The sequence below is a fragment of the Enterobacter sp. PL1 genome (genome assembly GCF_945957325.1).
Classification (GTDB): Bacteria; Pseudomonadota; Gammaproteobacteria; order Enterobacterales; family Enterobacteriaceae; genus Enterobacter; species Enterobacter roggenkampii.
The window spans coordinates 43,425-57,782 of record NZ_CAMFKT010000013.1 but is presented as its reverse complement, the minus strand read 5'-3'; the positions used below and the strand labels follow the sequence as shown (position 1 = coordinate 57,782).

Here is a 14,358-nt window from a genome sequence, read left to right as displayed (position 1 = left end):
TTCAAAGTGATTATTATTAGCCACAGATAGACAAAAACAAACGCCCTACAGGAGAGAAGAATGATAGAAACCATCACCCACGGCGCCGAGTGGTTCATCGGGCTGTTTCAGAAAGGCGGGGAAGTGTTCACCGGCATGGTGACCGGGATCCTGCCCCTGCTGATCAGCCTGCTGGTGATCATGAACGCGCTGATTAACTTTATCGGCCAGCAGCGTATTGAGCGCTTCGCCCAGCGCTGCGCCGGAAACCCGCTGTCCCGCTACCTGATACTGCCCTTTATCGGCACCTTCGTGTTCTGCAACCCGATGACCTTAAGCCTCGGTCGCTTTATGCCAGAGAAGTACAAGCCGAGCTACTACGCCGCCGCCTCCTACAGCTGCCATTCCATGAACGGCCTGTTCCCGCACATCAACCCCGGCGAGCTGTTCGTTTATCTCGGGATCGCCAGCGGCCTTACCACGCTTGGCCTGCCGCTCGGCCCGCTGGCGGTGAGCTACCTGCTGGTCGGTCTGGTGACCAACTTCTTCCGCGGCTGGGTGACCGACCTCACCACCGCTATTTTCGAGAAAAAAATGGGCATCCAGCTTGAACAGAAAGTCCATCTTTCAGGAGCAACAGCATGAACCGGATCCGCATTGAGAAAGGCACGGGCGGCTGGGGCGGCCCGCTGGAGTTCGACGCCACCGAAGGCAAAAAGATTGTGTACATCACCGCGGGCACGCGCCCGGCGATCGTCGACACGTTGCGCGATCTGACCGGCTGGGAAGCGGTCGACGGCTTCAAGGAAGGCGAACCGCCGGAAGCGGAAATTGGCGTGGCGGTGATCGACTGCGGCGGCACGCTGCGCTGCGGCATCTATCCGAAGCGCCGCATTCCGACGGTAAATATTCACTCCACCGGGAAATCCGGCCCGCTGGCGCAGTACATCCTCGAAGACATTTATGTCTCAGGCGTGAAGGAAGACAACATCACCCTGGTGAAGGGGACGTCTGCGCCGCAAAAAGCGGCCCCGCGCGAGTACGACACCAGCAAGAAAATTACCGAGCAGAGCGACGGCCTGCTGGCGAAGGTCGGGATGGGGATGGGGTCCGCCGTGGCGGTGCTGTTCCAGTCCGGGCGCGACACCATCGACACGGTGCTGAAGACCATCCTGCCGTTTATGGCTTTCGTCTCGGCGCTGATCGGCATCATCATGGCCTCAGGCCTGGGCGACTGGATTGCCCACGGCCTCGCCCCGCTCGCCAGCCACCCGCTCGGGCTGGTGACGCTGGCGCTGATCTGCTCCTTCCCGCTGCTGTCGCCGTTCCTCGGCCCGGGCGCGGTGATTGCCCAGGTCATCGGCGTGCTGATTGGCGTGCAGATTGGTCTGGGGAATATTCCTCCGCACCTCGCCCTGCCCGCCCTGTTTGCCATTAACGCCCAGGCAGCGTGCGACTTTATCCCCGTGGGGCTGTCGCTGGCGGAAGCACGCCAGGACACCGTGCGCGTGGGCGTGCCGTCCGTGCTGGTCAGCCGCTTCCTGACGGGCGCGCCGACGGTGCTGATTGCCTGGTTTGTCTCCGGCTTTATTTATCAATAAGAGGTTCCTGCCATGACCGTGATTTACCAGACCACCATTATCCGCATCGGCCAGAGCGCCACCGACGCGCTGAGCGACCAGATGCTGATCACCTTTCGCGAAGGGGCGCCTGCGGATATCGAAGAGTTTTGCTTCATCCACTGCCACGGCGAGCTGAACGGTGAGCTAAAGGCCGGGAGCCAGCTGGAGCTGGGCGAGGCGCGCTATGCCGTGACCGCCGTCGGCGACGTCGCAGAACAAAACCTGCGCGAGCTGGGCCACATCACCCTGCGTTTCGACGGCCAGCCGCAGGCGGAATATCCCGGCACGGTTCACGTAGCGGGCCCGGTTCCGCAGGCCGTTACCCCAGGCTGCACGTTAAAATTTGTTGCGTAATTAAGGAGATAGACATGAGTCAGGTTGCCGTTGTCATTGGTGGGGGACAAACCTTAGGCGAGTTCCTCTGCCGTGGGCTTGCCGCTGAGGGTTACCGCGTGGCGGTAGTGGATATTCAGAGTGAAAAGGCCGCCCGCGTGGCGGACACCATCAACACCGAGTTTGGTGAAGGAATGGCGTACGGGTTTGGCGCCGACGCCACCAGCGAGCAGAGCGTGATGGCGCTCGCCCGCGGCGTGGACGAGATTTTTGGACGCACCGACCTGCTGGTCTACAGCGCGGGGATTGCGAAAGCGGCCTTTATCAGCGACTTCGAGCTGGGGGATTTTGACCGCTCGCTGCAGGTCAATCTGGTGGGCTATTTCCTCTGCGCCCGCGAGTTTTCCCGTCTGATGATCCGCGACGGCATTCAGGGGCGCATCATTCAGATCAACTCAAAATCGGGGAAAGTGGGCAGCAAGCACAACTCCGGCTACAGCGCGGCGAAGTTTGGCGGCGTGGGGCTGACGCAGTCTCTGGCGCTGGATCTGGCCGAATACGGCATTACCGTCCACTCGCTGATGCTGGGCAATCTGCTGAAATCGCCGATGTTCCAGTCCCTGCTGCCGCAGTACGCCACCAAGCTCGGTATTAAAGCGGAAGAAGTGGAGCAGTACTACATCGATAAAGTGCCGCTCAAGCGCGGGTGCGACTATCAGGACGTGCTGAATATGCTGCTGTTTTACGCCAGCCCGAAAGCCTCATACTGCACCGGACAGTCGATTAACGTCACCGGTGGGCAGGTGATGTTCTGAGTTCATTCCCCGGTGGCGCTGCGCTTACCGGGGCTATAATCCCCGTAGGCCGGGTAAGGCGCAGCCGCCACCCGGCAATTAAAGGAGCCGATATGGTCACCGCACTCATCACCGTCGCCGCCCTCGCCTGGCTCTGCCAGATGGCGTTTGGCGGCTGGCAAATCCATCGGTTTAACCGCGCGTTTGACGCCCTGTGCCAGAAAGGCCGCGTGGGCGTCGGGCGTTCCGGTGGACGTTTCAAGCCGCGGGTCGTCGTGGCTGTTGCGCTGGATGAAAACAACAAGGTCTGCGATTCCCTCATCATGCGCGGCATGACCGTCTTTGCCCGTCCGGTGAAAATCCAGGCAATCAACGGCATTTCGCTGCAGGAATTGCAGCCCGATGTGATCTTTCCCCATGATCCACTCTGTCAGAATGCACTATCATTAGCGCTTAATCTGAAACATGGATAATTTCGTTGTGAAAGATATAGACTTGCGAAATTATCATTTCGCAACCTAAGGAACGAAGCGCCTATGAAACCTCGTCAGCGGCAGGCGGCCATTCTTGAGCATCTGCAAAAACAGGGAAAATGCTCGGTGGAGGATCTGGCCCACTACTTTGACACCACCGGCACGACGATACGCAAGGACCTCGTATTGCTCGAAAACTCTGGCGCCGTCATTCGAACCTACGGCGGCGTGGTGCTCAATAAAGACGAAGCGGACCCGCCTATCGACCACAAAACGCTGATCAATACCCACCAGAAAGCGCTGATTGCCGAAGCCGCCGTAAAATTTATCCACGATGGCGACTCGATCATTCTGGATGCAGGCAGTACCGTCCTGCAGATGATCCCCCTGCTCAGCCGCTTTAACAACATCACGGTGATGACCAACAGCCTGCACATCGTCAACGCCCTGTCGGAGTTCGACTGCGAGCAGACCATCCTGATGCCCGGCGGCACCTTCCGTAAAAAATCCGCGTCGTTCCACGGGCAGCTGGCGGAGAACGCCTTCGATCACTTCAGCTTCGATAAACTGTTTATGGGTACCGACGGCATCGACCTGAACGCGGGCGTCACGACGTTTAACGAGGTGTTCAGCGTCAGTAAAGCCATGTGCAACGCCGCGCGGGAAGTGATTCTGATGGCGGACTCGTCGAAGTTTGGCCGCAAAAGCCCCAACATTGTCTGTAGCCTTGAAAGCGTTGATAAGCTGATTACCGACGCGGGTATCGATCCGGCGTTCAAAAAAGCGCTGGAAGAGAAAGGCATCGACGTGATCGTAACCGGAGAGAGAGATGAGTGATTTTCTGTTAGAAACGGGCCGCCAGACGCTGATGCTGGAGCTGCAGGAAGCCAGCCGCCTGCCGGAACGTCTGGGCGAGGATTTTGTCCGCGCGGCCAACACCATTATCCACTGCGAAGGCAAAGTGATCGTGGCGGGCATCGGTAAATCCGGCCATATCGGCAAAAAGATTGCCGCGACGCTGGCCAGCACCGGCACCCCGGCCTTCTTCGTGCACCCTGCCGAAGCGCTGCACGGCGATCTGGGAATGATTGAGAGCCGCGACGTGATGCTGTTTATCTCCTACTCCGGTTCGGCGAAAGAGCTGGATCTCATTATTCCACGCCTGCAGGAAAAATCGGTCGCCCTGCTGGCGATGACCGGGAAATCCCGCTCGCCCCTGGCGCTGGCCGCCAAAGCGACGCTGGATATTTCCGTTGAGCGTGAAGCCTGTCCGATGCACCTCGCCCCCACCTCCAGCACCGTGAATACCCTGATGATGGGCGACGCGCTGGCGATGGCGGTGATGCAGGCGCGTGGGTTTAACGAAGAAGATTTCGCCCGCTCGCATCCGGCGGGGGCGCTCGGGGCGCGCCTGCTCAACAAGGTCCACCACCTGATGCGCACTGACGATGCGATTCCGCAGGTCAAGCTCAATACCAGCGTCATGGACGCGATGCTGGAGCTGAGCCGTACCGGTCTGGGGCTGGTAGCGGTGTGCGATGACGACGGGTACGTCAAAGGCGTGTTCACCGACGGCGACCTGCGCCGCTGGCTGGTGGGCGGCGGCAAGCTGGAAACAGACGTGTCGGACGCCATGACCCTGGGCGGGCTGACGCTGAACGCCGAGAGCCGCGCCATTGAAGCCAAAGAGGTGCTGATGAAGCGCAAAATCACCGCCGCACCGGTGGTGGATGACACCGGCAGGCTGTGCGGTGCCATCAACCTGCAGGATTTCTATCAGGCCGGGATTATCTAACCCTTCAGCCCGAGACGCTTCGCCAGCCGGTGCAGGTTGGCGACGTCCATCTCCAGCGCCCGGGCGCACGCCGCCCAGTTGCGGTTGTTCTGCTCCAGCGCGCGGGTAATCATCTGACGCTGAAACGCCTCCGTGGCGTCACGCAGATTTTCATTCGCTCTCTCTGGTACAGCCTGCGCAATAGACGCAATTTCATCATGCTGCGCAAAATGCCGGGCATGTATAACCACTTCATCACCCGAACGCGTCGCTCGCGCCAGCACCACCGCGCGGTGAATCGCGTGTTCCAGCTCGCGCACGTTGCCCGGCCAGCCGTAGCTCAGCAGATGCGCCCTCGCCCCCGGGCTTAACACCACGCGGGAAAGCCCCATCCTGAGACGGCACTGTTCGCAGAAATAGCCCGCCAGCAGCACCACGTCGTCCCCGCGCTCGCGCAGCGGCGGCACGGTAAGCGGAAACACGCTCAGGCGGTGGAACAGGTCGGCGCGGAACTGCCCGGCAAGCACCGCTTCACGCAGGTCGCGGTTCGTCGCCGCCAGCACGCGAACGTCCACTCTGTGACTGCGGTCGTCCCCCACGCGCTGGATATCGCCGTACTGCAATACGCGCAGGAGTTTGGCCTGGAGCGACAGAGAGAGCTCGCCAATTTCATCCAGAAACAGCGTGCCGTTATCGGCCATTTCGAACTTGCCGCTGCGGTTGCTGATGGCGCCGGTAAACGCCCCTTTGACGTGACCAAACAATTCGCTTTCCGCCACGCTTTCCGGCAGCGCGGCGCAGTTGAGGTACACCAGCGGACTGACCGCGCGCGGCGACGCTTCGTGAATCGACTTCGCCACCAGCTCCTTGCCGGTGCCGGTCTCCCCGAAGATCAGCACGTTCAAATCGGACGCGGCAACAATCTCAATCTCTTTTTTGAGCTGCGCCATGCCCGGCGAGAGGCCAATCATCTCCGTGTGCGTCACCTGCTCAAACGCCGCCGGGCTGCCGGGAGAAATATTCTGACTCTCCAGCTGTTCAATCAGCAGCGCATTGTTCAGCGCCCCGGCGGCCAGGGCGGCAATCAGGCGAAGCTCCTCATCGCTGAAGGTATCGAACTGGTCCGGCGACAGGCCGTCGAGGGTCAGCGCCCCAATCAGATTCTGCCCGGCAAACAGCGGCAGGCCGATACAGGCGTGCACCTTCAGGCTCTCCTGGCCTGGAATCAGCCCGTCGTACGGGTCGGGCAGATCGCTGTCCGCCGGGAAACGCACCACGTCACCCGCGCGGGCGATGGTCTCCAGACGCGGATGGCCTTCAAGGGTAAAGCGCCGCCCGAGCACGTCCTTCGCCAGGCCGTCGATGGCCAGGGGAATAAACTGCCGCCCCTCGTAGCGCAGCAGCGCCGAGGCGTCGCACGCCAGCACGTGGCGCAGCGTGGAGATCAGCCGCTGGAAGCGGTCCTGATGACCAATACCGGTTTGCAGTTCAATGGCGATTTTCGCCAGCACGTCTACGGAAAAGCTCATCTCTGCCTCACTGTCATTTTGACAATGCATGTTGTCATAGTGACACTGTTTTTAATAGTCATAATGACTACCCACTTCGGATTATCAAAGTATTAACCTATAAAAATCAATATATTAAAAGTTGGCACGCGGCTTGATATAAGCAAACCATCCTATTTGAAAAACGCGATATTACGCTGAGGTTTGCTATGTCTATTCTGGTTAAAAATAACATTCATTGGGTGGGTCAACGTGACTGGGAAGTGCGCGATTTCCACGGGACGGAATATAAAACGCTGCGCGGCAGCAGCTACAACAGCTATCTCATTCGTGAAGGTAAAAATGTGCTGATCGATACCGTCGATCACAAGTTCAGCCGCGAGTTCGTGCAGAACCTGCGCAGCGAAATCGATCTGAACGACATCGACTACATCATCATCAACCACGCGGAGGAGGATCACGCCGGGGCCCTGACCGAGCTGATGTCGTATATTCCGGACACCCCGATCTACTGCACCACCAACGCCATCGACTCGATCAACGGCCACCACCACCATCCGGAGTGGAACTTCCACACCGTGAAAACGGGCGACGCGCTGGATATCGGCAACGGCAAGCAGCTGATCTTCGTGGAAACGCCGATGCTGCACTGGCCGGACAGCATGATGACCTACATGACCGGCGACGCGGTGCTGTTCAGCAACGACGCCTTCGGCCAGCACTACTGCGACGAACGTCTGTTCAACGACGAGGTGGATCAGACCGAGCTGTTCGAACAGTGCCAGCGCTACTACGCCAATATCCTCACCCCCTTCAGCCGTCTGGTGACGCCTAAAATCACCGAGATCCTCGGCTTTAACCTGCCGGTGGAGATGATTGCCACCTCCCACGGCGTGGTGTGGCGTGAAAACCCCACCCAGATCGTGGAGCTGTACCTGAAGTGGGCGGCGGATTACCAGGAAGATCGCATCACGATCTTCTACGACACCATGTCCAACAACACCCGCATGATGGCGGACGCCATTGCCCAGGGCATCAACGAAGTGGACCCGAACGTGGCGGTGAAAATCTTCAACGTGGCGCGCAGCGATAAAAACGAGATCCTCACCAACGTCTTCCGCTCCAAGGGCGTGCTGGTGGGCACCTCCACCATGAACAACGTGATGATGCCGAAGATTGCCGGTCTGGTCGAAGAGATGACCGGCCTGCGTTTTCGCAACAAGCGCGCCAGCGCCTTTGGCTCCCACGGCTGGAGCGGCGGCGCGGTCGACCGCCTTTCCACCCGTTTACAGGATGCAGGGTTTGAGATGTCGATGAGCCTGAAAGCGAAATGGCGGCCGGATATCGACGCCCTGGAAATCTGCCGCCAGCACGGCCGCGACATTGCCCGTCAGTGGGCGCTCGCACCGCTGCCGGAAACCGCCCCCGCTGCGGCGGTTGCGCCGGAAGCCGTAGCTGAAGCCGCCGCTGCCGACCTCGGTCCTTGCATGCAGTGCAGCGTGTGCCAGTGGATTTACGACCCGGAACGGGGCGAGCCGCTGCAGGATGTCGCCCCGGGCACGCCGTGGAGCGAGGTGCCGGACAATTTCCTCTGCCCGGAATGTTCCCTCGGGAAAGACGTCTTTGATGAACTGGCAACGGAGGCAAAATGAGCCACGGTATCGTCATTATCGGCTCGGGCTTTGCCGCCCGCCAGCTGGTGAAAAATATCCGCAAGCAGGACGCTAACGTGCCGCTGACGCTGATCGCCGCCGACAGCATGGACGAGTACAACAAGCCTGATTTAAGCCACGTCATTAGCCAGAACCAGCGCGCCGACGATCTCACCCGCCAGACGGCGGGGGTGTTCGCAGAACAGTTTAACCTGCGTCTGTTTCCGTACACCTGGGTCACCGATATCGACGCCAACGCCCGTCTGGTGAAAGCGAAAGATAAAACCTGGCAGTACGACAAGCTGGTGCTGGCCACGGGTGCCTCCGCGTTTGTGCCGCCGGTTGAGGGCCGCGAGCTGATGGTCACGCTCAACAGCCAGCAGGCGTATCAGGCCAGCGAAACGGAGCTTCGCGACGCCACGCGGGTGATGATTGTCGGCGGCGGGCTGATCGGCACCGAGCTGGCGATGGACTTCTGCCGGGCGGGAAAATCCGTGACCCTGGTTGACCACGCGGCGAGCATTCTGTCGGCGCTGATGCCCGCGGAAGTGAGCAGCCGCTTACAGCATCGTCTGACCGACATGGGCGTGCATCTGCTGCTGAAATCGCAGCTGCAGAGCCTGAGCAAAACCGGCAGCGGCATACGTGCAACGCTCGACCGCAGCCGCAGCGTGGAGGTGGATGTGGTGATTGCGGCGACGGGGCTGCGCCCGGAAACGGCGCTGGCGCATCGCGCAGGGGCCGAAATCAACCGCGGCGTGAAGGTTAACAGCTTCCTGCAAACCACCCAGCCGGACATGTATGCCCTGGGCGACTGCGCGGAAATTAACGGCCAGGTGCTGCCGTTCCTGCAACCGATTCAGTTAAGCGCCATGTGCCTGGCGAAAAACCTGCTCGGCGGCAACGCCCCGGTGAAATTACCCGCCATGCTGGTCAAAGTGAAAACGCCGGAATTACCGCTGCATCTCGCAGGCGAAACGCAGCGTCAGGATCTGGACTGGCAGATTGCCCTTTCGCCGCAGGGCATGGTGGCGCGCGGCACCGATACCGACGGTCAGATGCGCGCCTTTGTCGTCAGTGAGGACAGAATGAAGGAGGCCTTCGCCCTGCTGAAATCGCTCCCTGCTTAACCCTCGTATTGCCGGGTGGCGCTCCGCTTACCCGGCCTACATGCAGACCCGTAAAAGCGTAGCGCCACCGGACTGGGTCGTTCAGGAACGTACCACCAGCGCGTCGTAGCCGCGCCAGCGGTAATTCGCCATGGAGATCAGCCAGCAGGCGACAAACAGACCCACGACGACAAACCCGGCGTTGCCCAGATTGTCGTTTACCGCGCCAATCCGATCCCAGAGGCCGCCGCTGAGGGCAAATTTATCCATCAGCAGACCCAGCGCTTCCAGCCCGCCGATAAACAGCGCCACCACCACGGAGGTGCCGGTGATGGTCATGTTGTAGTAAAGCTTGCGCTGCGGTTTGTTAAACGCCCAGCCGTAGGCACCCACCATCAGCAGGTTGTCGAGGGTATCCACCAGCGCCATGCCGCTGGCGAAGAGTGCCGGGAAGATCATGATTGACCACACCGACATTCCGCTGGACGCGCTGGCGGCAGAGATCCCCAGCACGCCGATCTCGGTGGCCGTATCAAAGCCGAGACCGAACAGGAAACCGACCAGGTACATCTGCCAGCTTTTATTGACGAGGCGGAAGGTCTTGCCAAACAGCCAGTTCATCACCCCGCCCTGAGTCGGTAGCGTGATGTCGTCCTGCACCGGCCTGCCGCGTTTTAGCGCCTGAAAACTGCGCCAGACGCCGCGCAGGATCACCATATTCACCAGCGCCATCGCCAGCAGGAAGGTCGCGGAAACGGCGGTGCCAATCAGGCTGCCGGTTTCGTGGAACCACGCCATGTTCTTCTGAAACGCCGTGGCGGTAGCGGCGATGGCAATGGAGGCCAGCACCACGATGGTGGAGTGGCCCAGCGAGAACCACGCCCCCACGCCGGACGGGCGTTTGCCCTGCTGCATCATCTTACGCGTCACGGTATCAATGGCGGCAATGTGGTCAGCGTCCACCGCATGACGCAGTCCGTAGCACCACGCCAGCAGGCTTGCCGCCATCAGCGCCGTGCTGCCGCTAAAGGTGTGCCATGCCCATCCCCAGGCCAGCAGGTTTGCCATTACCAGAGCCAGCAGCAGAAGCGCGGCGCGAGGTTCATTGCGTAACAGTCGTAACATTTTAAGTCCTTTGTAAACATGACCGGGCTGCGGCGACCACCGCCTGCCCGAAGGAGATCGCTCCGTCACCTGCGGGCAGGCGCGAAGGAAAAAGAAGCGTAAAATCAGAAAGATAATGACGCAGACGCGCGCGCAGCAGACGGTTGTGCAATACCCCGCCACTGAGGCAGATTGTCGACAGCGACAGGCGCCGGGCGTGAAACGCGGCGAGCTGCGCCAGCCCTTTTGCCAGCGCGTCGTGAAACGCCCAGGCGCGCGCGCAGGGCTCCGCCTGCCAGCTCAGCCACTGCTGCCAGAAAAGCGCGAGGTTATCCACTATCAGCGTCACCGGATGGTCGACACCCGCGCACTGCGATGCCAGGGCTTCCAGCCGGCAGGCGGCCTCACCTTCCCAGGATTGGGTTTCGATACCCAGCGCGCAGGCGACTGCATCAAACAGGCGACCGCAGGACGAGGCCCGCGGCGCGTTGAGGCCACGCTGGATCGCCGTCGCCAGCAGCGGCCAGTTCTGGCGCTGTACCGCGTGGGTTTCCGGGTACTGCTGCCAGTCAGGCACAAACGCCAGGCAGTGGGCGAGCAGATTGCGCCACGGCTGCCGCGCCGCCAGATCGCCGCCCGGCAGCGCAACGGCAGGCAGGCCACCCAGATGCGCGTATTCGAGATAGCTGACCCGCAGGCACTCTCCGCCCCACAGCGCGCCGTTTTCCCCCATGCCGATCCCGTCCAGCGTCAGGGCGATAACGTCTCCGCCCTCGCGCGGCCAGCCGTTTTCGGCCAGGCACGCCGCCGCGTGAGCGTGATGGTGGTGTACCTCTTCAAGGGGCAACGCCTGCGCCTGCGCCCACTGGCGAGCGCGATACCCCGGATGGGCATCGCACACCACGCGTGTCGGCTGAAAGGCGTAAATGTCCTGCATCACCGACAGCGCGGAACGCCACTGCGCTTCCACACCCTCGTCACCGAGATCGCCAAAATGCTGGCTCAGCACCGCCTGGTTCCCACGCACCAGGCAGAAGGTGTTTTTCATCTCCGCCCCGGTGCACAGCATGGCGGGGATATTGTCGAACCCGGCAGGCAGCGTGATGGCATCCGGCACAAAACCGCGCGCGCGGCGCAGCATCGCACCGTCCCGATCCATCACCGAATCGTCCATCCGCTGCAGGATATTGCGGTTATGCAGCAGGAAACCGTCCGCGATGCCGCTGAGCTCATCCAGTGCCTGGCGGTTGGTGACGGCAGGCGGTCTGCCGCTGAGGTTGCCGGAGGTCATCACCAGCGGGCGCTGACAGTCCATCATCAGAAGATGCTGCAGCGGGTTCGCAGGAAGCATGATGCCCACGGTATCCAGACCGGGTGCGATACCTTCCGGGAGCGCGGGCAGCCAGGCTTTTGGCGTGAGCACAATGGGTGCGGCGGGTGAGCGTAGCAGCGCCTGAACCGTCTCCGGCAGGTCATCCGCATGCGGGATCATTACCGCCAGCGGCTTCGACGGGCGCTGCTTGCGTGACCGAAGCGTCGCGACCGCCTGCGGGTTACGCGCATCGCAGACAAGGTGAAAGCCGCCCAGCCCTTTAACCGCGACAATACCACCGCTTTTCAGCATCGCCACCGCGGCGCGCAGCGCAGCCTCACTGTCAGCGGTCATGTCGCCCGCACGCCACGCCAGCGCGGGTCCGCAGTCCGGGCAGGCGACCGGCTGGGCGTGAAAACAGCGGTCGGCAGGATTACGGTACTCTGCTTCACACGGCACACAGAGCGGGAACGGCGCCATTGCCGTGGCCGGGCGGTCGTAGGGCATGGCGCGGATAATGGTAAACCGCGGCCCGCAGTGGGTGCAGTTGATAAACGGATAGCGATAGCGGCGTTCGCGTGGGTCGCCCATCTCAGCCAGACACGCCGGGCAGGTCGCGGCATCGGGGACAATCTGGGTGTCCATCGTCCCGCCTGCGCTGTGGCGGATGGTAAAGTCCTCCGGCACGTGCGCCCAGGTAAACGGCTGCGTTTCCACGCGATCAATGCGTGCCAGCGGCGGGCAGTCCTGATGCAGCCTCGCGGTAAAGGCCCCCCCATTACCCGCGAGGCGCACCAGCACGCCCTCTCCGTCATTGCAGACGTCACCGGTCAGCTGAAGCGCCTGCGCCAGCTGCCAGACGAAGGGACGAAACCCCACGCCCTGCACCTTGCCGCGCACCCGCAGCTGAACGCCGTTGCTGCTCATACGGTTCAGAACAGCAGTGATGACGAGGTGTCGAACGCCGCGCGACGGCGCTTTTCGGCGCTCATCTGCTCAAGCTTGTCGCGATCCACGCAGACCAGCGCGTGCGTCGGGCAGGCTTCCATACAGGCCGGGCCGGCCTCACGGTGGTAACACAGGTCGCACTTGTTGGCTTCGGCTTTCTCCGCCCGCACGCTCAGCCCCATGCCGCTGTTGCGCACCACCGGACGGACCACCACCTCCATCGCGCCATACGGGCAGGCAACCACGCAGGTTTTGCAGCCAATGCAGCGCTCCTGCATCACGTGCACAAAGCCTTTCTCGCGTTTAATCGCCCCGTTCGGGCAGACGTTCGCGCACGGTGCGTCTTCGCACTGGCGACAGATGGCGGCGGTAGAAATATTCACGCCTTTGATGACGTGGATGCGCGGCAGGAAGGTGTCAGGGGTGAGCGACGCGCAGTCCTGCTCCGCCTGATGGGAAACCACGCACGCCACTTCACAGGTACGGCAACCAATACACTTACTGGCATCGGCCATAATAAAACGGTTCATCTGCTTCTCCAGCATTACAGTTATGCGCGGAGATATTCATAAACCGTGCCAATAATTAACACATTGATTTTATGGGACTTTTAAAATCACAGCGGCGCTGTCATCGTCACTTATGACGATGACAGCTGTCGACATCAGCGGTGTGGGCCGTCAATAACCGAGTCGCGCAGGACAAGCTCGCCGGAGAAGGTTTGCTGATATTTAAACTCGCCGCCGTCGAGCATGAAGATCAGGCGGCTGATGGTCTCCTGAATCATCTCCGTTACCGGAATGCGTACGCTGGAGAGCGACGGCACGATGTAGGGCGCGATGGCCACATCGTCGAAACCGATCACCGACACCGCGTCCGGCGTGGCCACGCCGCTGTCGTGCAGCTGCTTCAGGGCACCGATGGCCATATCGTCATTGCTCGCCACCAGCGCCGTAAAGCGCTCACCGCGCGCAAGCAGGTCGGACACCGCCGCCGCGCCGCTGGCGGGGTTCCACTTCCCCTGCGCGATCAGCCCCTCGCGCAGCGGAATACCGTACTGCGCCAGCGCATCCTTGTAGCCGGAGAGACGCTCGACCCCGGTGGGAGAATCCATCGAGCCGGTGATAAAGGCGATCTCCCGATGCCCTTTCGCAATCAGCTGTGACACCGCGTCCTGGCTGGAGGCTTTATGATCGGACCAGACGCTGTGGCTGCTGTTTTTCCGCAGGCGGCGGTTGAGCACCATAATGGGCTGCTCGCACTTCTCGACGATCGCATCCATCTCATCCACGCTCAGAAAACGCGGATAGATGATCACCGCGTCGCAGCGCATATCCAGCAGATACTGGATCGCCTCGCGCTCCTCATCGGCGCTGTGCTTGCCGTCCGCGAGGATCAGCTGTCGCCCTTTCTCTTCGGTCATGCGCGCGGCGTGAAACAGCAGTTTGCTAAAGTAGACGCCGTGATAAAGGGTGTTCGTCACCACCAGGCCCAGCGTCTGGGTGCGTTTGGTCGCCAGGTTGCGCGCCAGCAAATTTGGGCGATAGCCGCTCTCTTCAATGGCCTGAAACACCCGGTCTTTGGTCTCCTGGCTGACGTAGCCATTACCCGACAGCACCCGGGACACCGTCGCTTTCGAAACGCCTGCCCGCTTCGCCACTTCCAGCATCGTGGTCATGTTTTTTTTCCATCCGAAACTCATGCGGGCAGTGTACTGCACTGCAGAAAAATTGTCGCAGCGGCGACATCA

Annotated in this window: 14 protein-coding genes; 9 read left to right on the top strand and 5 right to left on the bottom strand. The window is 61.1% G+C overall.

The window, feature by feature from the left end; translation table 11 throughout:
- Positions 1-60: 60 nt before the first annotated feature.
- The 7 genes from srlA (at position 61) to gutQ (ending at position 4,996) form a co-directional block, all read left to right on the top strand.
- Positions 61-624 (top strand): PTS glucitol/sorbitol transporter subunit IIC, encoded by a 564-nt coding sequence (gene srlA / locus N6P30_RS13540; RefSeq protein ID WP_003862164.1) that lies wholly within the window; start codon positions 61-63, stop codon positions 622-624.
- The gene (locus N6P30_RS13535) at positions 621-1,580 is read left to right on the top strand and encodes a PTS glucitol/sorbitol transporter subunit IIB (protein WP_008499553.1); all 960 of its coding nucleotides are present in this window, start codon (positions 621-623) and stop codon (positions 1,578-1,580) included. The genes srlA and N6P30_RS13535 overlap by 4 nt, the downstream gene beginning before the upstream one ends.
- Positions 1,581-1,592: 12 nt before the next feature.
- Positions 1,593-1,955 carry a PTS glucitol/sorbitol transporter subunit IIA gene (gene srlB / locus N6P30_RS13530; RefSeq protein ID WP_023294410.1) on the top strand — a complete coding sequence of 121 codons (363 nt, stop codon included), beginning with the start codon at positions 1,593-1,595 and terminating at the stop codon, positions 1,953-1,955.
- Positions 1,956-1,969: 14 nt separating this feature from the next.
- Positions 1,970-2,749: a sorbitol-6-phosphate dehydrogenase gene (srlD, locus tag N6P30_RS13525; RefSeq protein WP_023294411.1), complete on the top strand. Its 780-nt coding sequence runs from the start codon at positions 1,970-1,972 to the stop codon at positions 2,747-2,749.
- Positions 2,750-2,841: 92 nt separating this feature from the next.
- Entirely contained in the window at positions 2,842-3,201 is a 360-nt protein-coding gene (gutM, locus tag N6P30_RS13520) for a transcriptional regulator GutM (protein WP_008499556.1), read from the top strand.
- A gap of 63 nt (positions 3,202-3,264) precedes the next feature.
- The gene (locus N6P30_RS13515) at positions 3,265-4,038 is read left to right on the top strand and encodes a DNA-binding transcriptional repressor (protein WP_023294412.1); all 774 of its coding nucleotides are present in this window, start codon (positions 3,265-3,267) and stop codon (positions 4,036-4,038) included.
- The gene (gene gutQ / locus N6P30_RS13510) at positions 4,031-4,996 is read left to right on the top strand and encodes an arabinose-5-phosphate isomerase GutQ (RefSeq protein ID WP_023294413.1); all 966 of its coding nucleotides are present in this window, start codon (positions 4,031-4,033) and stop codon (positions 4,994-4,996) included. Before N6P30_RS13515 ends, gutQ begins: the two co-directional genes overlap by 8 nt.
- Here the strand turns inward: gutQ and norR are convergent.
- Positions 4,993-6,504 carry a nitric oxide reductase transcriptional regulator NorR gene (gene norR / locus N6P30_RS13505; RefSeq protein WP_023294414.1) on the bottom strand — a complete coding sequence of 504 codons (1,512 nt, stop codon included), beginning with the start codon at positions 6,502-6,504 and terminating at the stop codon, positions 4,993-4,995. The two genes, gutQ and norR, sit on opposite strands and share 4 nt — an antisense overlap.
- A gap of 188 nt (positions 6,505-6,692) precedes the next feature.
- Here norR and norV point away from each other — a divergent pair, with 188 nt between their 5' ends.
- Positions 6,693-8,135 carry an anaerobic nitric oxide reductase flavorubredoxin gene (norV, locus tag N6P30_RS13500; RefSeq protein ID WP_023294415.1) on the top strand — a complete coding sequence of 481 codons (1,443 nt, stop codon included), beginning with the start codon at positions 6,693-6,695 and terminating at the stop codon, positions 8,133-8,135.
- On the top strand, positions 8,132-9,265 hold the full coding sequence (gene norW, locus N6P30_RS13495) for an NADH:flavorubredoxin reductase NorW (RefSeq protein WP_023294416.1): 1,134 nt from the start codon (positions 8,132-8,134) through the stop codon (positions 9,263-9,265). The genes norV and norW overlap by 4 nt, the downstream gene beginning before the upstream one ends.
- 81 nt (positions 9,266-9,346) lie before the next feature.
- Here norW and N6P30_RS13490 read toward each other — a convergent pair whose 3' ends face one another.
- The 4 genes from N6P30_RS13490 to N6P30_RS13475 form a co-directional block, all read right to left on the bottom strand.
- Positions 9,347-10,369 (bottom strand): HoxN/HupN/NixA family nickel/cobalt transporter, encoded by a 1,023-nt coding sequence (locus N6P30_RS13490; RefSeq protein WP_023294417.1) that lies wholly within the window; start codon positions 10,367-10,369, stop codon positions 9,347-9,349.
- A 1-nt stretch (position 10,370) separates the two neighbouring features.
- Entirely contained in the window at positions 10,371-12,587 is a 2,217-nt protein-coding gene (gene hypF / locus N6P30_RS13485; RefSeq protein WP_154827266.1) for a carbamoyltransferase HypF, read from the bottom strand.
- A gap of 5 nt (positions 12,588-12,592) precedes the next feature.
- Positions 12,593-13,138: an electron transport protein HydN gene (gene hydN, locus N6P30_RS13480; RefSeq protein WP_008499565.1), complete on the bottom strand. Its 546-nt coding sequence runs from the start codon at positions 13,136-13,138 to the stop codon at positions 12,593-12,595.
- A 134-nt stretch (positions 13,139-13,272) separates the two neighbouring features.
- Positions 13,273-14,286 carry a LacI family DNA-binding transcriptional regulator gene (locus tag N6P30_RS13475; RefSeq protein ID WP_154827265.1) on the bottom strand — a complete coding sequence of 338 codons (1,014 nt, stop codon included), beginning with the start codon at positions 14,284-14,286 and terminating at the stop codon, positions 13,273-13,275.
- Positions 14,287-14,358 lie beyond the last annotated feature (72 nt).